This is a genomic window from Limosilactobacillus gorillae, from assembly GCF_001293735.1.
GTDB classification, from domain to species: domain Bacteria; phylum Bacillota; class Bacilli; order Lactobacillales; family Lactobacillaceae; genus Limosilactobacillus; species Limosilactobacillus gorillae.
Genome location: NZ_BCAH01000005.1, coordinates 39,887 through 60,168, shown reverse-complemented (window position 1 = coordinate 60,168; position 20,282 = coordinate 39,887). Strand labels below are relative to the sequence as shown.

18 protein-coding genes are annotated in these 20,282 nt (G+C 49.5%); 9 read left to right on the top strand and 9 right to left on the bottom strand.

What is annotated here, in order from left to right; translation table 11 throughout:
* The first annotated feature begins 67 nt into the window (after nt 1-67).
* The gene (locus tag AOQ57_RS00795; protein ID WP_093624260.1) at nt 68-1,357 is read left to right on the top strand and encodes a dicarboxylate/amino acid:cation symporter; all 1,290 of its coding nucleotides are present in this window, start codon (nt 68-70) and stop codon (nt 1,355-1,357) included.
* Nucleotides 1,358-1,359: 2 nt separating this feature from the next.
* The gene (gene pepF, locus AOQ57_RS00790) at nt 1,360-3,165 is read left to right on the top strand and encodes an oligoendopeptidase F (protein WP_093624258.1); all 1,806 of its coding nucleotides are present in this window, start codon (nt 1,360-1,362) and stop codon (nt 3,163-3,165) included.
* 167 nt (nt 3,166-3,332) lie between these two features.
* Here the strand turns inward: pepF and AOQ57_RS00785 are convergent, their stop codons facing one another.
* Nucleotides 3,333-3,788: an Lrp/AsnC family transcriptional regulator gene (locus AOQ57_RS00785; RefSeq protein ID WP_093624256.1), complete on the bottom strand. Its 456-nt coding sequence runs from the start codon at nt 3,786-3,788 to the stop codon at nt 3,333-3,335.
* A 428-nt stretch (nt 3,789-4,216) separates the two neighbouring features.
* On the opposite strand from AOQ57_RS00785, the gene AOQ57_RS00780 reads away from it, so the two are divergent.
* On the top strand, nt 4,217-4,690 hold the full coding sequence (locus AOQ57_RS00780) for a universal stress protein (RefSeq protein WP_093624254.1): 474 nt from the start codon (nt 4,217-4,219) through the stop codon (nt 4,688-4,690).
* A gap of 110 nt (nt 4,691-4,800) precedes the next feature.
* Here the strand turns inward: AOQ57_RS00780 and gnd are convergent, their stop codons facing one another.
* The 3 genes from gnd to AOQ57_RS00765 form a co-directional block, all read right to left on the bottom strand.
* Nucleotides 4,801-6,240 carry an NADP-dependent phosphogluconate dehydrogenase gene (gnd, locus tag AOQ57_RS00775; RefSeq protein ID WP_093624252.1) on the bottom strand — a complete coding sequence of 480 codons (1,440 nt, stop codon included), beginning with the start codon at nt 6,238-6,240 and terminating at the stop codon, nt 4,801-4,803.
* Between the two features lie 136 nt (nt 6,241-6,376).
* A complete protein-coding gene (gene zwf / locus AOQ57_RS00770; protein ID WP_093624250.1) occupies nt 6,377-7,858 on the bottom strand; it encodes a glucose-6-phosphate dehydrogenase in 1,482 nt (493 codons plus the stop codon).
* 225 nt (nt 7,859-8,083) lie between these two features.
* Nucleotides 8,084-9,253 carry a CynX/NimT family MFS transporter gene (locus AOQ57_RS00765; RefSeq protein WP_093624248.1) on the bottom strand — a complete coding sequence of 390 codons (1,170 nt, stop codon included), beginning with the start codon at nt 9,251-9,253 and terminating at the stop codon, nt 8,084-8,086.
* Nucleotides 9,254-9,445: 192 nt separating this feature from the next.
* Here AOQ57_RS00765 and AOQ57_RS00760 point away from each other — a divergent pair, with 192 nt between their 5' ends.
* Nucleotides 9,446-9,874 carry a VOC family protein gene (locus AOQ57_RS00760; RefSeq protein ID WP_093624246.1) on the top strand — a complete coding sequence of 143 codons (429 nt, stop codon included), beginning with the start codon at nt 9,446-9,448 and terminating at the stop codon, nt 9,872-9,874.
* Between the two features lie 42 nt (nt 9,875-9,916).
* Here the strand turns inward: AOQ57_RS00760 and nrdI are convergent, their stop codons facing one another.
* Together nrdI and AOQ57_RS00750 are read right to left on the bottom strand one after the other, a co-directional pair.
* A complete protein-coding gene (gene nrdI / locus AOQ57_RS00755; protein ID WP_093624244.1) occupies nt 9,917-10,387 on the bottom strand; it encodes a class Ib ribonucleoside-diphosphate reductase assembly flavoprotein NrdI in 471 nt (156 codons plus the stop codon).
* An 85-nt stretch (nt 10,388-10,472) separates the two neighbouring features.
* Nucleotides 10,473-11,846 carry a hemolysin family protein gene (locus AOQ57_RS00750; RefSeq protein WP_093624242.1) on the bottom strand — a complete coding sequence of 458 codons (1,374 nt, stop codon included), beginning with the start codon at nt 11,844-11,846 and terminating at the stop codon, nt 10,473-10,475.
* Nucleotides 11,847-11,973: 127 nt separating this feature from the next.
* Between AOQ57_RS00750 and AOQ57_RS00745 the strand changes: the two genes are divergently transcribed.
* Complete coding sequence (locus AOQ57_RS00745) at nt 11,974-12,489, top strand: hypothetical protein (protein WP_235788979.1); 516 nt, start codon at nt 11,974-11,976, stop codon at nt 12,487-12,489.
* A gap of 9 nt (nt 12,490-12,498) precedes the next feature.
* Nucleotides 12,499-13,035, top strand: coding sequence for a DUF1836 domain-containing protein (locus AOQ57_RS00740; protein ID WP_093624238.1), 537 nt, complete (start codon nt 12,499-12,501; stop codon nt 13,033-13,035).
* A gap of 81 nt (nt 13,036-13,116) precedes the next feature.
* Here AOQ57_RS00740 and AOQ57_RS00735 read toward each other — a convergent pair whose 3' ends face one another.
* The 3 genes from AOQ57_RS00735 to ybaK form a co-directional block, all read right to left on the bottom strand.
* On the bottom strand, nt 13,117-14,553 hold the full coding sequence (locus AOQ57_RS00735; RefSeq protein WP_093624236.1) for a C69 family dipeptidase: 1,437 nt from the start codon (nt 14,551-14,553) through the stop codon (nt 13,117-13,119).
* 74 nt (nt 14,554-14,627) lie between these two features.
* Nucleotides 14,628-15,359, bottom strand: a complete 732-nt coding sequence (locus AOQ57_RS00730; RefSeq protein ID WP_235788978.1) for a hypothetical protein — start codon at nt 15,357-15,359, stop codon at nt 14,628-14,630.
* Between the two features lie 13 nt (nt 15,360-15,372).
* Nucleotides 15,373-15,873: a Cys-tRNA(Pro) deacylase gene (ybaK, locus tag AOQ57_RS00725; protein WP_093624232.1), complete on the bottom strand. Its 501-nt coding sequence runs from the start codon at nt 15,871-15,873 to the stop codon at nt 15,373-15,375.
* Between the two features lie 150 nt (nt 15,874-16,023).
* Between ybaK and AOQ57_RS00720 the strand changes: the two genes are divergently transcribed.
* From AOQ57_RS00720 to AOQ57_RS00710, 3 genes are all read left to right on the top strand, one after another.
* Nucleotides 16,024-16,752, top strand: a complete 729-nt coding sequence (locus AOQ57_RS00720; RefSeq protein ID WP_093624230.1) for a GntR family transcriptional regulator — start codon at nt 16,024-16,026, stop codon at nt 16,750-16,752.
* The gene (locus AOQ57_RS00715) at nt 16,753-17,553 is read left to right on the top strand and encodes a Cof-type HAD-IIB family hydrolase (RefSeq protein WP_235788977.1); all 801 of its coding nucleotides are present in this window, start codon (nt 16,753-16,755) and stop codon (nt 17,551-17,553) included.
* Between the two features lie 198 nt (nt 17,554-17,751).
* Nucleotides 17,752-20,145 (top strand): phosphoketolase family protein, encoded by a 2,394-nt coding sequence (locus AOQ57_RS00710; protein ID WP_093624226.1) that lies wholly within the window; start codon nt 17,752-17,754, stop codon nt 20,143-20,145.
* The last annotated feature ends 137 nt before the right edge of the window (nt 20,146-20,282 follow it).

Below are 20,282 nucleotides of genomic sequence, written 5' to 3'. Positions count from 1 at the left end.
AAAGCACAAATTGTGATAAAATGATGAGAACAACCTTTTAATGAGACTAGAGATGGAGGATTCTTTTATGAAGAAGTATCGCTTTTTCCGCCTGAGCCTCGGGTGGCAAATTGTGATTGGACTTGTCTTGGGGATTGCGTGTGGGTCACTGACTTACCACAACCAAGGCGCCATCACGATCATGAGCAACCTCGGGACGATTTTCCTGCGGTTAATTCAAATGATCGTCTTGCCGATCGTGGTTTCCTGTTTAACGGTTGGGATCGCCAACATTGGGGACCTGCATAAGCTTGGCCGCATTGGGGGGAAGACCCTGATTTACTTTGAGGTCTTAACCACGATTGCGATCGTCTTGGGGCTGGTGGTCGGCAATATCACCCACCCTGGGAGCTTTATTAACATTCACGATCTGCAGGGGAGTGACATTTCCAAGTACATGACCACTGCCAAGACGGCTCAGCATACCGGGATCTGGGACACGCTGTTAGCAATTATCCCAACTAACATCTTCAAGTCCCTGGCTGATGGGGAAATGATGCCGGTGATCTTCTTCTCCGTCTTCTTCGGACTAGGGATTGCCGCAATTGGGGAACGAGGCAAGGTCTTGGTTGATGTCTTAAATGGCGTTTCCGAGGTCATGTTTAAGGTTACTAACTGGGTCATGAAGTTCGCCCCGATTGGGGTCTTCGGCCTGATTGGGATGACGGTTGCCCAAATGGGGCTGTCGGCCCTCCTGCCACTAGGCTACTTCATTTTGATTGCTTACGTAACGATGGTTGTCTTCTGTGTGGTTGTACTTGGGATTGTCTGCAGGATGTTTCATCTGCACTACTGGAAGACGATGCGGGCAGTTCTGGAAGAAATCATGCTGGCCTTTTCAACGGCCAGTTCGGAAGCAACCCTGCCGCGCCTAATGGAAAAGACCCAAAGGATGGGGGTCGACAAGGGGATTGCCTCCTTTGTTATCCCAACTGGCTACACCTTCAACTTGGACGGATCGGCTATTTATCAGTCCTTGGCTGCCCTCTTCTTGGCTCAGGCATACGGTTTACACCTGACCTGGGAGCACCAATTTACCTTACTGGTAGTCTTGATGATCACCAGTAAGGGAATGGCCGGGGTACCCGGGGCCTCCTTCGTGGTCCTCTTGGCGTCGGTCTCCACGATTGGGGTACCGGTAGCTGGTTTGACCTTCATTGCCGGGATTGACCGTTTCGTTGATATGGGCCGGACCGCGGTTAACGTGGTCGGAAACACCGTGGCAACGCTTGTAATCGGGGAGTCTGAAAAGTCGCTCGACCGTGACAAGTACTTAGCATACCTAGACAGTTACAAAAAACAATCAAAGGAAGCGTAAAAATGACCAAGAACCACTTGATGGCACGGAGTGAGGTTCCAGTTGAATTAACCTGGGACCTGACCCTTTTGTACCCTTCAGATGATGCCATGCGAGCGGACCTTGATGCTACCTTAACTTTGGCCGACAAGCTCTCCGGGTTTGCCGGCCATCTTAATGGGGCCAAGGAATTGCTCGCTGCTTTAACCACCCATAAGCAGATTGAAACCGACCTGGAAAAGGAGTATGTCTACGCCTTTTTACGCCGGGATAGCGATACAACCGATGCCACGGCCAATGCCTTGTTTGGTACGGCTGCCAAGGCTGCTACAACGATTGCAACTAAGGAGGCCTTTTTAGAGCCGGAAATTTTAGCAATTGACGAAGGGGCGCTGGCGGGTTACTTAACTGAAGAACCAGGCCTTGAAGAATTCCGCTACCAATTAGAGCAGGTGTGCCTGCAAAAAGGGCACGTCTTAGCCACCGCCGAGGAAAAACTTTTGTCCCGGCTTAACCGCTCCTTGACCAGCGCCGATGAGATTTACAACACCTTAAATGACGCTGATTTAGACTTTGGGATGGTTCACGATGACAATGGGAACCTGGTTCAGTTGACCCACGGGAATCGTAGCCAGTTCACCGAATCACTCAACCGGACGGTTCGGCGTGAGGCTACCCTGGCCTACGCCAAACCCTACCACGACTTGCGCAACACCTTTGCCCAAACTTTGAATTCCTTCGTTGGGGCACAAAATGCGGTTGCCGAATTGCGTCACTACCAGTCTGGGCGCCAGGCTGCCTTAGCCCCGCACCAGATTGACGAACGGGTTTACGACACGCTAGTTGAAACGGTCAACGCCCACCTTGATTTGGCTCACCGCTGGTACCGGATCAAAAAAGAATACCTTGGGTTAAGTGACTTTAATCAGGCTGACATCAACACCCCACTGGCGGGGGCCGACCTGTTAAAGACTAGTTTTGAAGATGGTAAGCAGTTGACCCTGGACGCCCTTTCCGTGTTGGGAGATGAGTACGTGACCGGACTCAAGGAGGAGTTTGACCACCGCTGGATCGACGTGGCTGAAAACGCTGGTAAGCGCTCGGGAGGCTACCAGATCAGTGTCTACAAGGCTAATCCCTTTATTCTGTTGAATTGGACGGATAAGCTGTACTCGACCTTTGTCCTAGCCCATGAGTCTGGTCACGCCATGCATTCCTGGTTTAGCCAGCATCATCAGCCGGCCCAATACGCCGACGCCCCGATCTTTTTGGCCGAGGTGGCCTCAACCTTTAACGAGCAAATCCTAACTAACTATCTGCTCGAAAAGTACCAGGGTAACAAGCAGGTCCAATTATACGTTTTAGAACAGGCGATTGACGGCTTTATCGGCACGATCTTCCGTCAGACCCAGTTTGCCGAGTTCGAACACACCGCCTACCAGGCTGAGCAGACCGGCCAGACACTAACGGCCGACTTTCTGGATCAAACTAGTACTGATCTGTTAGCCAAGTACTACGGCCCAGACGTGGTCCTTTTTAAGGAGGCAGCCACCCAATCCTGGGCCTATGTACCGCACTTCTACATGAACTACTACGTCTACCAGTATGCAACGTCCTGGGCAGCATCGACTAGCTTAGCTAATGCGGTCTGGACTAAGCAGCCGGGAGCCCGGGAAGCCTACCTAAACTTCCTGTCCGCCGGCGGGTCAGCTGCCCCGCTTAAAATCCTTAAGCAGGCCGGTGTCGATGCCACCAATAGCCGCTATCTGAAAGAGGCTCTAGCCGTCTTCAAGCAGCGCCTGGACCAGGTGGAAGAATTATTGAAATAAAGTTTAAAGGGACTGTGACAAAAAGATCACAGTCCCTTTTATATTTGAGGTATGACAACGAAAGCATGGTTTTGTAACTACAGCGACTTACGAACCTTAACCTGATTCGCCACTATCATGGTAGCCCCACCGTCCAGGTGGTTAGGCAAGGGGAGAAAGTGGAGAAGCTATTCTTCTTCATCTTTAGATTCCAAGCGTAAGCCTCGGTGCTCAACGCTGGTGGAGAAGACGATTTGGGTGCTAGTTTTGCCAAAGCGGCTCTGGATGTCGTTGATAAACTCATCAAGGGTGGCGGTGGTCTCAAAGACGACCTCCATCACCTCGGAGTAATCGCCGGTCACACAGTTGCATTCGATCACATTGGGAATCGATTCTATATAGGGGTAGAAATCCTTTTTTTGGTGGGGTTCGAGTTGAACTTGAATAAAGGCCTTAACGTGATAGTTGAGTTTTTCAAGGTTAACTGCGGTGTGATACCCAGTGATAATTCCTCCTTTTTCAAGCTTGTTGATTCGGGCGGCAATGGCAGGCGAGGAGATGAAGCAGGCTGCTGAAAGCTCCTTTAATGAAACCCGGGCGTTTTTTTGCAGCATGTTGATGATTTTCTGATCGATAGTATCCATAAGTTAGTATCCCTTCGTGTGATCAATTACATTGAGAGCGTCAAAATTTTTGTGTAAAAAGGGGAACCCTACCCAAACGATATTTAGAACATTGAAATCAGTGTGTAGCACGATCATCCGATATTTGGCGTACTAATAATTAAAGAGGATATTTTTTCAGGGCTAGCGCTGCGCCAGTTTTAAACACTGGTTCATAGGCCCAGCCAGATGCCTTCTGACTGGTAGTTAGCAATTCCAGTCACTCGGGAAGGTGTGCCCTGTTTCAATTCCCTGAACGATCTAATTATACACAAATTATATTTGTCAGAATTTTAGGCGCTTTTAATCCAAAAGTCAATTTTGTTATGGTTCGGCGCGATCTTACCTTTTGAAAGCCTTTTATCAATGGTATAATGAGTGAAAGAGTTGAGTGAATGGAGGTTACTTTTATGAGTCAAGAATATGAAAACATCCTAGTTCCAGTTGATGGATCTAAGCAAGCAGAACTGGCCTTCAACAAAGCGGTGGCAACGGCCAAGCGAAATGGTGCCCACCTTGATTTACTGAACGTAATCGACACCCGGGCAATGTCGTACAACTTTGCCGGGATGTCCGATGGAAGTATTGCCTATCAGTTGGTTGATAAGTCTAAGGAATACCTAGACGAACTCCTTGACCGGGCTAAGAATGAAGATGGCTTTGACAACATCGATATCCACATCCGATTGGGGAACCCCAAGACGGTAATTTCCTTTGATTTCCCGCGCGACCATAACAATGACTTAATCATGATGGGAGCTAGTGGCCTCTCCCGGGTTCAACGGGCAATGGTTGGCTCAGTAACCTCCTTTGTTAAGCGTAACGCTCAAGTAGACGTGTTAGTGGTTCGTACTGACATTAACAACAAGCTTCCGGAAAAGTAAACTAACAAACAATTTGAATCGTGAAAAGGCGCGCTCCCAATTGGGGGCGTGCCTTTTTGAGTAAAAAAACAGCTCCCAACTGGGAGCCGTTAAAACCATCAAAATAGTTTTTATTGTTCTTCGTACCATGGGTAGTGGAAGTTCCCAGGACGGTCGGTACGTTCGTAAGTGTGGGCACCAAAGTAGTCCCGTTGTGCTTGCAAGAGGTTTGCAGGCAGAACTTCTGCACGGTAGGAGTCGTAGTAGTTGATAGCTGCAGCCAAGGCAGGAACCGGGATCCCGGCCTTGACGGATAAGGCAACAACTTCACGAATGGCCTTTTGGTACTTCTTAGCGATGTCCTTGAAGTAGTCATCCAGAAGTAAGTTCTTGAGTTCTGGGTTCTTTTCAAAGGCATCCGTGATCTTTTGAAGGAATTGGGCACGGATGATGCAACCTTCACGCCAGATTTGAGCTAATTCACCGTATTGAAGGTTCCAGTCGTAGCGTTCGGAGTCGATCCGCATTTGTTCGAATCCTTGAGCGTAAGACATAACCTTACCGAAGTAGAGGGCTTGACGGATCTTTTCGATGTATTCCTTCTTTTCGTCGTCAGAAAGAGTAATCTTTTCAACGTCTTCTGGGAGTTCCTTGCTTGCGGCAACCCGTTCGTTCTTCAACATGGAGATGTAGCGAGCGTAAACAGCTTCGGTGATCACGGATTGTGGGGCACCACCATCGAGGGCAGTTTCAGAAGACCACTTACCAGTCCCCTTGTTAGCACCACGGTCCAAGATAACGTCAACGATTGGCGTGTTCTTGTCGTCACCTAAGTCATCCTTACGAGTCAGGATGTCGGCAGTAATTTCAACGAGGTAGGAATCAAGTTCGCCCTTGTTCCATTCGGCAAAGATGTCAGCCATTTCGTCAACGGAAAGACCAAGAACGTTACGCATAACGTTGTAGCTTTCGTCGATTAATTCTTCGTCCCCGTATTCGATCCCGTTGTGGACCATCTTTACGTAGTGACCAGCACCGTTCGGGCCAATGTAGGAAACACATGGCTTGCCGTCTTCAGCCTTAGCAGCAATTTGCGTCAGGATTGGGGCAACCAGGTCGTAAGCCTCCTTTTGACCACCTGGCATCAGGGAAGGACCTTGGAGGGCACCCAATTCACCACCGGAAACACCCATTCCGATGAAGTTGATGCCGGATTCGTCCAGCTTAGCGTTGCGGGCCATGGTGTCGTGGAAGTTAGTGTTCCCACCGTCAATTAAAACGTCACCCTTGTCCAGTAGCGGAAGAAGTTCGTTGATAACGGCGTCAGTACCCTTACCAGCTTGAACCATCATCAGGATCCGACGTGGCTTTTCCAAGGAATTAACGAAGTCTTCGATCGTGTAAGAAGGAACAAGCTTCTTCTCACTGTGATCGCGCATCATTTCGTCAGTCCGTTCACGGTGACGGTTGTATACACCAACCGTGAAACCGCGACTTTCGATGTTCAATGCCAGGTTCTTACCCATGACGGCAAGACCGATTACACCAATTTGAGCCGTTTGATCAGCCATTGTGTTGTCACACTCCTTAAATAAACAATTACTTACATACAAGTGCCATTATAACAGATTGAAACTGTAGGGGGAATATAATTTGAGCAACTTTGAACAAAGCCACTATAACGCCTCACGATCCCCCTAAATGCGATTAGCGGTTTAGGTTGTAGACCCAAGCACGACCATCACGGGCCAGCAGTTCGTCGGAGGCAGCTGGGCCCATTGTACCTGGTTTGTAGTTCGGGAATTGAGGTTCTTCAATGTCCCAAAGCTTGCGAACAACGTCAACAAACTTCCATGCGTAGGCAATTTCAGACCAGGAGGCAAAGTTAGTGTGGTTGCCTTCCAGGGCGTCGTGGAAGAGCCGTTCGTATGGTTCTGGTGCTTCCTTCTTGCTGGTGTCGTTTTGCATGTATTCCAGGTTAACCGGTTCGGTCTGGAAACCTTGGCCAGCCGTCTTGGCGTTAACCCGCATGGCGAAGCCAGATTGTGGTTCAACGTAGATGGTCAAGACGTTACTCTTCAGGGATTGCTCAGAAGCCATCCGCGGGTTGGCAAAGATGTCAATCAATGGCTTACGGAAGACAACGTCGATTCGAGTAAACTTGTCAGCCAGCTTCTTCCCGGTCCGCACGTAGAACGGAACCCCAGACCAGCGGTAGTTATCAAACATCAGCTTGGCCGCTACGAACGTTTCAGTAGTTGATTCTGGGTCAACCCCTTCTTCGTTACGGTAGGCGTTAGTGTTGTTGCCCGCGTCGTATTGACCACGCACGAAGTTAGAAGCAGCTTCGGACGGCGTGTACAGGCGAAGGGAACGCAGGGCCTTGATCTTTTCAACCCGAACATCGGAATCGGTGAAGGCAACGGGTTGTTCCATGGCTAGTTGGGCAACCACTTGCATGATGTGGTTTTGAACCATGTCTCGTAAGGCACCGGAGTGGTCGTAGTAGCCAGCCCGTTCTTCAACCCCGAGCTTTTCGGATAAGGTTACCTGGATGTTGTCAATGTAACGGTTGTTCCACATGGATTCAATGATCGTGTTCCCGAAACGCAGGGCTTCGATGTTTTGGATCATTTCCTTTCCCAGGTAGTGGTCGATCCGGAAGATCTGGTCTTCGTTAAAGGTTTGGGACAGTTCATCGTTGAGTTGCTTTGCGGAGGCAAAGTCACGCCCAAACGGCTTTTCGATAACCAGCCGGTTGAAACCATTGTCGGTTAAAAGGGCTTGCTTCTTTAAGTTCAAAGCGATTGTCCCAAAGAATTGTGGGGCCATCGACATGTAAAAGAGGCGGTTGCCTTCGGTTTCAAATTGCTTGTCTAACTTTTCAAGGCGTTCCTTTAACACTTTATAGTGTTCCGGCTTAGTAACGTCGTGAGATTGGTAAAAGAAGTGCTTAGCAAATGCTTGGGCGTTGCCAGCCTTGATTTCTTCAATCCCTGAAATGGACTTTAGCACCATTGCTTGGAAGTCAGTGTCTGAAACTGGACGCCGAGAAGTTCCGAGCAATGCAAAGTGGTCTGCAAGGTAACCCTTTTGATATAAGTTAAACAGGGAAGGGTAGAGCTTGCGTTGGGCCAAGTCACCGGTGGCCCCGAATAATGTGATAACAGCTTTATTTTCCTTAGCCAAAATGTTCACTCCTCTGAGAATGATCTAAAGAATACAATCTTAACAGATTGAATTATATACTTTCTAACATTTGAATGCACGGTCAGACCGGCATGAAAGCGCCCTTTTCGTGAAATGGATCACCAATGAGCGAGGGCGTTGAATTCATCTATAAACAGGTTTTTAAGACGATTGGTCTAGATAGAAATAAAATTTTACTAGTTGGTAACCGGCGCCAAAACCACCTTAGTTAACGTAGCGGTGGTGTTCGGAAAGGGCCCCAAAGAGGGTAAATAAGCAGATCACAATGAAGGTAACGATGATCGGCTCGTTCCAAGAGTGGGTAATTGCCTTCAAGTTTCCAGTTACGGTCGGACCGAAGGCGGCTAACAGGTAACCCAGGGACTGAACCATCCCTGATAGATTACGGGTATCGGCGACCGAACGAGTCTTTAAGCCAAACAGGGTCATGATTAATGCAAAGGTGGCTGCTGTCCCCAGTCCCAATAGGAGGGCGATGAGGACGTAGAACCAGAACTGGTGGATTGGTAACAGCATGGCTAAAAAGCCCAGGCCAGTCATAAGCCCAGCCGACAGCACCAGCGGCATCCGGTTAGTTAGCTTGGTGGCCAGGACTGGGATGGCGAAGGCGGTCGGAATTGAGAATAGCTGGAAGAGCCCGGCAATCAAGCTGGCGGAATTATTACTCATGCCGTTAGCCATTGCGATTGATGGCAGCCAGGCCACGATCGTGTAAAAGACAAATGAAGAGCCGGCAAAGTACATTAATAGGTACCAAGCCCGGCGATTCTTCCACATGTTGGCACCGACTTCGGTTGGTTCAGTAGCGCTAGCCCGGTAGTTAAAGCGTAAGTTGGGAGTCCAAACAAGGGCGGTGATTAAAACCAACAAGGAGAGGAGCTCAACGGCAAATTGCCAGCTGGTGGCGGCGCTGATCGGAGCAATCGCGTAAGCCCCAATGGCTGAAAACAGTGTGAGGGCCACGTTGTAAGTTCCAGTAACGGGGCCAATCTTAGTCGGTAGGTTTTCCGAGATTACAGCCGGAAGCAAGACGTTGATAAAGGTGGTGGTAATCCCAATCATCAGAGTTCCGATCATCAGAGCCGAGAAGCCGTAGATCCGCAAGAAGGACCCAATTGAAAGCATGATCAAAGCAACAAAGAGGGTTAACTCGTTTCCCAGACGCTGAGCGATGGCAGGAACTAAGGTTGAGCAAAGCCCGAAGCAGATGAGGGGAATGGTGGTCAAGATTCCCAGCGAGGTGGCCGGGGTGTGGAAGCTAGCGGCGATTTCATTGATCACCGAGGGAATTGAGGTAAAGGGGGCGCGCATACTAGCCCCGAGTAAGAAGATTCCGATGACCAGAAACGCGCTGTGTTGGCGTACATTTTTCATAAGGGCGTTCCTTTCTTTAATTATTCGTAATAAAAGTTAAGCCAACCTAGTATAGCATGACTAGACGGTATTTAAATCGTTTTACGTCCGAATAAACCAGGGATTTTTCTGGAATCAGTTGGTACCTCGTTTGACGAATTCATTAATCATCCTTATAATTTTTTAGGTGACACTTATAAACGGAGGAACATGATGGCAGACATATATCCCTACCTGGTCTTTGAAAACGCTAAGGAGGCCATGGACTACTATGTCCAGCAGTTCGGCGCTCAAATCATTGATCGACGCTGCTTAACTAAGGATCAGGTGGAAAGTTACGGTCTGGAACTAACGAATTTAGACGACACCACTGCCTATGGTGAATTTACGATTGCTGGGCAAACCTTTACCTGTGCCGACGCCATGATGGCAATGCCACAAACGTCTTCGTTGGTTTCGATCCTACTTGACTTTGCCGATGATAACGCCGAAGCGGCCAACTTCTTTGAACACCTGGCCGCCTCAGACGATCAGCGTGTGACCCTGCCCTTTAGCCCCCAGCCTTCTGGGAGCCAGGCAGGGCAAATCGTGGACCGTTACGGCATCACCTGGCTAATTTCAGCTGGGTTTATGAGTCATTAATAACTAAAAAGGACGAATGCTTAGGCATTCGTCCTTTTTTAGTTATTCTTTATTGAATTTAGCGGCAGCGTCCTTGAGGCGTCCGTAGACAACCTCTAAGTCCTGGCTAGTGCCACGCAGTTCGTAATTAGCCACGAACGGGGCATCAAAGGCCTCGGCATACATCCGGGCCGTCAGGCAGTACTGCTCATTGAAGTTCTTGTTTCCACTACCGACGACACCAATTAGGTTAGCGGCGTTGTCGCCATCGGCAATGTACTCCCCTAAGGGGTTAGTCATCATTTCCGTGTAGCCAGAGGTGAGGCCGTCGCCGCCGTCTAGGTAGGTTGGGACAAAAGCAAAGAAGGGCTCTTCTTCGTGGGCTGGGATCGTTTGAGCAGTGACTTCCTTTAGGTTTATGGTGGGATTAGAAGAATCAATGCTGTTCATTTGGTTGGCGTAGGTTTGCATCCGTTTCAAGAATGAGCGGGTGTTTCCTTCAATGGAAATGTATAAAACGTTGATAGATGTCATGTGACGAGCGCCTCCTGTTAAGTTATAGACCCTATTTTACCCGCCAGAAAAGGGATTGGAAAGGATTACTTTATCTCATGCTGTGCTAGGATTCTGCCGGGTCGATTGGGGTGTTGGTGGGTTGACTAGGAGTATCGGAACGTCGTCTGACGATAAAGCGATCAATGTAGGCGTTCTGGTAGTCGGCCACCGTTAGTTCAAACTCACCCAGGTTGATGACCTGACCCTCATGGACCTTGGGGGTCGTCTCCATAATAAAGCCGGCCAGGGTAACGGCGTTAGAGTGGTCGAAGGCCTTGATGTCAGTATGAAAGTAGCGTTCAAAATCGTAGGTGGTGGTCTTGCCATCAACTTCGAATTGACCGTGTTCGCCCTTCTTAATCAGATTATCGGCAACGTTATCAATTTCATCGCGGACGGTGCCGAAGAGCTCTTCGTAAATATCCTTATCCGTGATAATTCCCGATGTTCCACCGTACTCGTCGATTACAACAACCATGGGGACCCGGGTACGGATCATCATCTGTAAGACCTCAGTGATGGGGGTCGATTCTGCCGTTGTTGATAGGTGGCGTAAGACCTTAGCTAAGGAGACGGTTGGGTCAACGCGTTGCTGACGGATCAAGTCGTAATTAAAGACGTAGCCTAAGATCTTATCTTTGTCCCCGTTGGCAACCACCGGCAGACGTGAATACTGCGAGGAGATATACAGATCCAGAGCGGCCCCGACGCTTTCTTGGATGTCAATAACGGTCAACTGCGTTCGATCAATCATGATGTCTTTGGCGACCTTATCGTTAAAATCGAAGGCCCGTTCCATGTAGACCAGGTCGTTTTTTCCGAGTTGGCCACTCCGGACGGCATTGCGTGATAAAGAAATGATTTCACCCTGAGACAAGACCTCGTCGGTTTCGTTGGCTGGCTTCATACCCAGTAGGCGGACAATCCCGTTGGCCGAGGTGTTCAAGAGCCACACGAAGGGATAAAAAAGCAGGTGGAAGTAGTGCAGGGGGGTGACGGTAAAGAGGAGCATTTTAACCGGGACATCAATTGAAATGTTTTTAGGAACAATTTCGGTCAAGACAACCTCAAAGTAGGTTAGCACTAAGACCCCGACAATAGCTGAAATAGCGTGGACTCCGGCGTTAGGTAGAGCCAGGGCCGGCCACTTCAGGAGGTCGCTTAGGAGTTCTTCGATCGTTTGTTCACCAACCCAGCCAAGGATAATCCCGCACACCGAGGTTCCGACCTGGGTGGTTGAGAGGTACTCGGTCAAGTTGGAAACCATGGTGATCGCTCGCTGGACCTTCAGACGTGGCTTGTTCCCCTGTTCTTGCAGTTCTTGAAGGGCGGTTACTCGGGTTTGGACCAGGGCAAACTCGGCGGCCACGAAGAAGGCGGCGAAGACAAAGGTGATGAAAATAATGGTAAAATTGGTGATCATTTGCTGATGAGTCACGATAAGTCCCCCAATGAGTAGGCCCTTAGTAAGGGCGCTGTGTTGTTAATTATTATAACATTTGTGGGCTGGTTAAAGCAGCAACGCCCTGACGTTTGCGGTACAATGAAGAAAACGGAGGATGAAAATGCAAGTACGTATAGTTGGTACGGGTCAGATGGCGACGGACCTGAGTGCAGTTCTTTCAGAGCGAGGGGTGGCCGTGAAGGCGACCACTGACTTTTCTGGGGCCTTAGAGCCGGTCACCACTTTAGTTTGGCTCCCGGACCCACTGGAGCCGGTGGGAGACTTGGTGAGTGATTTAGTTGCTTTGGTGGACCGTTCGCCGGCCCCCGCCCGGATTGTGATGCATGGAGTGGTTGGTACCGCTGATGACGCTGAACCAGAACAGGTGGGAGCATGGTACCATACTGACGGTAAGGCGTTGGTAATGGAGCACCTTTACGCCGTTAAGATGATTGATGAACTGGAGTACCCCTACGTGATTGTTCGTACCCCACCAACGAGTGGGAGCGGGGGAAAAATTAAGCCAGAGGGGCAGCCGATCACACGCTCCGCCGTCAGCAGGGCGGCCACAGTCGCTTTACTTGTCACAGCGGTGCAAGACGACGCGTACGTTAACCAGTCGGTGGGGCTGGGTTAGGAGGAAATGATGACCCAATCACAAGCACAGTTTGATCGCTTCAAAAACCAGGTAAGTAAGGTCCGACTCCCGCACTGGGACGAGTTTCCAGACATGGAACTGTACGCCGATCAGGTTATTGGGCTGGTTAACGATCGCCTCCGCCCGCTGGCGGTGACGCCTTTAACCAAAGCGATGATTAACAACTATGTTAAAAAGGGGATCATTACCGCCCCAGTCAAGAAGAAGTACTCCCAAAACCAGCTGGCAGCTGTGACGGTGATCTCCCTTTTAAAGGGCTCATTTGCCCTGCCAACGATTCGGGCGGCCATCGATCAGGCAACCGTTAATAACTATCCGAAGGCTGCTTACGACCGGTTTGTTGACCTTTTTAACGCCGCTTTAAAAGAAGAAGCGGCACCCAAGACAATCCTGAACCCAGCAATCGATGAGCTCCTAAAGCAAGCGGTTGATACCACGATTGGCCGCCTTAAAACAATGGCCCTGCTGATGGTCTTACAAGAACAACTACCCCCGACCAAAATTAAAGGGGGGCCTAAAAAATAAGGGAATATATCAGAAACCGTGATTTCTGATACATTCCCTTTTCATTACGCTACCAAACTTGCCAAGTGCCGGGCTAGATGCTTATAAGTTCTTGTCCATCGTGAAGGTTAGCTTGGATAATTCTAGCCCCTTCATCATCAGCTTGGCCATCAGTTTCTTGGTCCGGGCGGCCATTTCGGCGACCAGTTCCTGGTTCTTGGCACTTAGGATTGCCGTAGCCTCCTGGTTGGACATGCCGCTGACAAGCGGTGCTACTTCATCAATGAAGCGGTGGAAGTATTCGCGGGCATCCTTTAGGTAGTCGAGGTCGTCCTGAAGGAATGCGGCGTGGTGGGATTCAACTAGCATCGAAAGGGCCCGGTACATCCAGTAGGCCGACTTGAAGTCAACGTCCATTTCCTTAGGCGTGTTACGGTAGGAGGCGTCTACTTCATCGGCGTTCCCGAAGAATGGCACGTAAGGGGTGAAGGTTGGAATCCCAAAGCTCATCCACATGATTGTTGAGGCGGCTTCGGGCAGATCATTGCGAACCTGAAGGACGTGGGAGTTTTGGGTCCGGTTCAAAGAAATTGGCCGAAAGAGGTGCTTTTCCTGCTCAGTTCCCCCGTGGCCCAGTGGATCGTAGACCGTCCCCTGGTAGTGACTGGCCAGCACTTCTTGGACGTCCTCTAAGGTGATCTTGCGATCGGGCTTTAGGATGAAGGGCAGGTCAAAGTCCAGGGGGTCCATCTTAATGTCTGGTGACAGCAGGCGGTGACCATACCACTGGCGTGGGGTATTGTAGTGCTGGTCAAAGGTGGTGGCGGTCCCGAAGATGTGGCGGAAGTTCCAGCCTTCAACGTCCGGGTTCAAGTGGTGAGCACTGACGAATTCTTGGATTCCCTCGGACCACATAAAGTTAGCTTGGTCATCAAAGTCAACCTCTTGGATGGCCACCCGGTTCCCGGTCACGGCATAGGCGTCGTCGGGGATCCGTTGGGCAACCCAGTGATGACCAGTCACAATTTCCATGTACCAAACGTCGTCCTTATCAGAGAAGATGACCCCGTTTCCTTCGGCTGAGCCGTACTTGGCCACGAGCTGTCCGAGATAGGCGACCCCTTCCTTGGCCGAGTTGATGAAGGGGAGGACCATGGCGACAATTACGTCTTCGTTTAAGCCTGATTCAAGGTTTAAAGGATCAAAAGCCAGTACCCGTTCGTTAGCATAGACGCTTTCGGTTGCCGACATCCCGACGTTGTGGTCGTTAAAGCCGTTTTCATCGTAGACCCCGTCGGTCACTAGATTGACGTTGGGAACCCCTTGGTAGCGGTAGCCATTAGCTGGCCGGTCGCCAACAAAGTGGTTGAGATAGGACTTAACTTGGTTTTGGTGGTTCTTATATTCTGGGTAAACCACAAAACGTTGCGGGGTCAGCGGGCCGTAGGTGTCATCATTTCTGGCGGCCATTGTTGAACCGTCAATGGTAGCGCCCTTTCCAACCAGAACGGTGGTGCAGGCAGAGAGTCTCTTTTCCATAGTAGTTATTCCTTCTTTTAATTATTGTAATAATTATTAGTTATATTGTAGGCGCCGTTGGCGGGGCGGTCAAACTAGGCTACCTTACCGAGCATGACAACTAACCCCCAGGTAGCAATGTTGATGGCTAAAGCAAGCCCCAGTGCCCAGTAAACCGGTATCATGATGGCAAGCAAAGTTGCCTTAAAGGCAGCTGGCGATAGCGCTAAGGTAACGATAACCAGGGCGGCTAGGTAGATAACCAAGAGACTGAGGACGCCTTGGCCGCTGTTGGCAAGGTCAGCCGGCGACAGGTCAAAGCCGCCAACGCTGATGTTGACCAACAGGATCAGCCAGACTAAGAGTTTCCACCAGACTAAGCCGTTTGGGTCGGCCTGGGGGTTGCCACTTTCAATTGCCAGCCACCAGGAGAAGACTGGTGGAACGAGGAGCTTGGTTAGGGCAATTATGGAGAGGGTTTCCCCAATTAGTGGGGCGAGGCCAATGAAGAAGTTGCCACTTTGCTGGTAAAGTGAGCTTGGCTGCCAGGTATGTTGAACGTAGCCGAGTTGGGTGTCACCTTCGATCTTATAGTTGGGGATGCGTAACAGTGCAACGCCCTGAATGTGGTGGCGAAAAAGCAGGGCGACGATCAAGTGGCTCAATTCGTGGATAATGATCCCGATCCCGCCCCCGATCACCTGGGCTAAGAAACCAAAGTGCTTGACCACCAGGGCCTTATTGCAGTGGGAAATCAGCGAAAGAGCACAACCAAAGAGGGCCGGGATGGCGATCAAGTACCAGGTGGCGGTAAGGAAATTTTGCAAGTAGTCGGTCATTTTACTGGGCTTGGATGTCAGCGAAGGTGGCATTGACCAGCTTGCCAAGGTCCTCAGCATTTAGTTCGACTGATCGTCCTAGCTGCCCAGAGGAGACAAAGATGGTCGGCGTCTGCTTTGCTTCATTATCAATGAAGATCGGGTAGTGGTGCTTCTCGTAAATCCCAACCGGGGTGTTGGCCCCGTGGACGTAGCCGGTGGTCTTCAGGAGGTTTTTTAAGGGCACCATGTCGACCTTTTTATTGCCAGATACCCGGGCCAGGGCCTTTTCGTCTAGGTGGCGATCAACAGGGACTACTCCGACTAACGGACCGGTGGTGTTACCGGTTAGAACTAAGGTCTTATAGATGAGGTGCTCATTGACGTCGCCGTGGTCAACCACCATGGTTTGAACATCACCGTCCTGCTTAGTCGGAAAGTGGGCCTGTTTGTAGGCGATCCCATTTTTATCAAGGATTTGTTCGACCTGGGTCTTTTTTAGCTTACTTTTTTTCTTACTCATAAAATTGGACTCCTTTTTTGCTGGGCGGTTCGGTTTTGGAACGGCCCAATAATTTGAAAGTAAGTAACCAATTCCCTAAAGGTATGGTATCCTAAATACAATAAGCATAGCATACTCAATGGAAATGTAAGGACGGGGAAGATTAAATAGATGGCAGACCTAGTATACCGCGCCGTGATGCGTGATTTAAAACATAAGATTCTGGCCCACCAGTACCCAAAGATGAAGCTCCCCGATGAACGTAGCCTCAGTGCAGAATATGGGGTCAGTCGGAGTACGATCAAGCGTGCCTTAGATGTTTTGGCCCAAGAGGGGATTATCTTTAAAAAGCGTGGGTCAGGGACCTTTATTAACCCGCTGTACTTAAAGAACCAGGCCATGTTCTCCTATGAAGGGAGTAACCTGGGAATTACCGACAGCTTTAAATTTGAAGGGCGCAAACAATCAATTAAGCTCTTGAACTACCAGGTGATTGCTGCCGACGAGGAAATCCAACAGGACCTTTTCTTGAGCGCTGACGACTTCGTCTACCGAATCGAACGGCTTCGTCTAATTGATGATCAACCCTTCATGATCGAAACGGGTTATATTCCGATTAAGATTAACCCAACTCTCTCGCCGGCGGTGGTGGGGGGCTCGATCTTCAACCACATGGAAGAGGTGATGAACAAGACCGTCACTCGCTCCTATATGACCTTAACCGTGGCACCATCAACGGAGAACGACCAAAAACTCTTAAACTTGACACCAACTGAGCCGGTAGGGATCATGGAAGGGGTATTCTTTTTAGACGATGGAACACCCTTTGAAGTTTCCAACATGCGGGTGCACTATAAGTACATGCGCTATAACACCTTTGTTTCAATTAATAAGGAGTAAATGATGACGGTTAAGGCGATTGCTGTCGACATGGATGGCACCTTTTTGAATTCCAAAAGTGATTACGACCACGATTATTTTACCCGTGTCTTTGAGTTGATGCAGGCCCACGATGTCCAATTCGTGGTGGCCTCGGGGAATCCCCACTACCAGTTAAAGAACCGCTTTCCTAATTACGTTGACCAATTGGCCTTCGTGGCCGAAAATGGGGTTGAGGTGATTGATCGGGGCGAGCTGGTTTACTGCGGCGAGATTGATATGGAAACGGTGGCTAAAGTAACCGCTCTGCACCGCCGGATTGAGGGGAGTCACTTCATTATTTCCGCTTTTGATACGGCCTATACCTTCAAGAGCGAAGCCCCGGATTTTGTAGCCCGGGCCCTGGCCCACTACCCCCACATGAAGCAGATTGATAGCCTGAATGAGATTGATGACCAGGTCACCAAGATGATGATGGACGTGCCGGGTGAGCGAACCAGTGAGTTGCAGGTGAAAATCAACCGTGACTTTGCGGGACGTTTAGAGGCTGTCTCGTCTGGCTACGGTAACTTAGACCTTATTGTGGCCGGAATGGACAAGGCAACCGGGTTGAAGGCACTAGCTAAGCGGCGGGGCTGGGACCCCGCGGACATGGTTGCCTTTGGGGACGGCCAAAACGACTTTTCGATGCTCAAGTACGTGGGTCAAAGTTACGGGATGGCCAACGGGGATCAGCGGGTCCGTCAGGTGGCTAAATTTGTGGCGCCAACCAATGATGAAAACGGGGTTTTGAAGACAATCGAAAAACTATTAAATGACTAAAAAATCACGAACCAATTAATAAAATTGGTTTGATTTAGCCAAGAAAGTTAAATTTTGGTGAAATTGATACGGTCCAATTTCTGAAAAGGTTGACTTTCACTAAAAATCGTTTATTATAGTAACCGTAAATTGATCTACGATTTACAATGCGTTATCTAAGTCAAACGTAGTTATCTTTATTAAGGAGTGTATATTTAAATGGCAGTAGATTACGATTCCAAGGCATACTTGGAAAATGTTGATGCTTACTGGCGTGCCGCTAACTACCTTAGTGTAGGGACGCTGTTCTTAATGAACAACCCATTGTTACGTCGCGATCTAGAAGCTTCTGACGTTAAGCCAAAGCCAATCGGTCACTGGGGAACGATTGTTCCACAAAACTTCATTTACGCCCACTTAAACCGGGTTATCAAGAAGTACGGCGTTAAGATGTTCTACATCGAAGGTTCTGGTCACGGTGGCCAAGTAATGGTTAACAACTCATACTTGGACGGTTCCTACACGGAAATTTACCCAGAAATTACCCAAGATGAAGCCGGGATGGCTAAGTTATTCAAGCACTTCTCCTTCCCAGGTGGGACGGCTTCTCACGCCGCACCGGAAACGCCAGGTTCTCTTCACGAAGGTGGGGAACTTGGTTACTCCCTTTCCCACGGTGTTGGGGCAATCCTTGACAACCCAGACCAAATCGCTGCTGTTGAAATTGGTGACGGTGAATTCGAAACTGGCCCACTGGCTGCTTCCTGGTTCTCCAACCGCTTCATCAACCCAGTTACTGACGGGGCTGTTCTACCAATCCTCCAAGTTAACGGGTTCAAGATTTCTAACCCAACCATGCTTTCCCGCATGAGCGACGAAGAAGTTACTAAGTACTTCGAAGGTCTTGGCTGGAAGCCTTACTTCGTTACTGCCTACAAGGATGGTGAATTCAACGGTCTTCGGGACCACATGGATGTTCACGTTGACATGGCTAAGGTAATGGACGAAGCCATTGAAGAAATCCAAGCAATCCAAAAGAAGGCTCGCGACACCAAGGATGGTTCCATGGCTAAGTGGCCAGTTATCATCTTCCGGGTACCTAAGGGTTGGACTGGCCCAACGAAGGACTTGAACGGTGACCCAATCGAAAACTCCTTCCGTGCTCACCAAATTCCAATTCCGGTAGCTCAAGGCGCCATGGAACACAAGGACATGCTGGTTGACTGGATGAAGTCCTACAAGCCAGAAGAACTATTTGATGAAAATGGTTACCCAGTTGACGCCGTTCGTGAAAACGTTCCGGCTGCTGAACTGCGGATGGCTGTTAACCCAGAAACTAACGGTGGTGCAAACCAAAAGGCGCTTCGGATGCCTAACTACCGTGACTTCGCCGTTGACGTTCGCGATGGCAAGACTCACCAAGACATGATCGAATGGGGTAAGTACATCGCCAAGATGATGGAACTCAACCCAGAAAACTTCCGTGGTTTCGGTCCTGATGAATCCAAGTCTAACCGTCTTTACGCAGCCTTAGACTCTGCTAAGCGGGACTGGACTGCCCAAGTTCACGAACCTAACGATGAAGACCTTTCTACTACTGGTCGGATCATTGACTCTCAATTATCTGAACACCAAGCAGAAGGATTCCTGGAAGGTTACACTCTGACTGGTCGTCACGGGTTCTTCGCAACCTACGAATCATTCGGTCGGGTTGTTGACTCCATGCTGACTCAACACATGAAGTGGATGCGTAAGGCCAAGGAACAATACTGGCGGAATGATTACCCAGCATTGACTTTCGTGGACACTTCTACGGTCTTCCAACAAGACCACAATGGTTACACGCACCAAGATCCAGGTCTGTTAACTCACCTTTACGAAAAGGAACGTCCAGACATGATCGGTGAATACCTGCCAGCGGACACCAACACTCTGTTGGCCGTTTCTGACAAGATCTTCCGTGAAAAGGAAAAGATCAACGTTCTGGTTACTTCCAAGCACCCACGTCAACAATGGTTCTCCATTGATGAAGCAACTGAATTGGTTGCTAATGGGCTGGGCTACATTGACTGGGCATCAACTGACCAAGGTGAAGACCCAGATGTTGTCTTCGCTGCTTCTGGTACGGAACCAACGGAAGAAGTCTTTGCAGCCGTTGAACTTCTGCACGACGCCTTCCCAGAACTCAAGATCCGGGTTCTGAACGTGGTTGACGTTATGAAGTTGATGACCTTAGACAAGAACCCTGAAGGCCTTTCTGACGCCGACTTCGACCGTTACTTCACGGCCGACAAGCCAGTTGTCTTTGCATGGCACGGTTTCCGTGACATGGTTCAAAGCCTCTTCTTCCCACGTCACAACCACAACATTCACGTACACAGCTACATGGAAAATGGGGACATCACGACGCCATTTGACATGCGTGTCCTGAACGAACTTGATCGTTACCACCTTGCTAAGGATGCTATCCTGAGCGTGGCTGGTTACGAACAAAAGGGTGCCGCCTTCGCCCAAAAGATGGACGATATGGTATCTAAGCACTACCACTACATCCGCACTTACGGTGATGACATGCCGGAAGTTAGCGAATGGACTTGGAAGGGCCTCAAGTAACAACGATTGACTTAATAGCATTGTAAAAAATGTGGAAAAGGACCACCCATAAGGGGTGGTCCTTTTTTCATTTAACTAACTGGGGAGGTTGGATACCCAATTTTTTTGGCTTAGTACTGTTAATCCCGCTCTGGTGT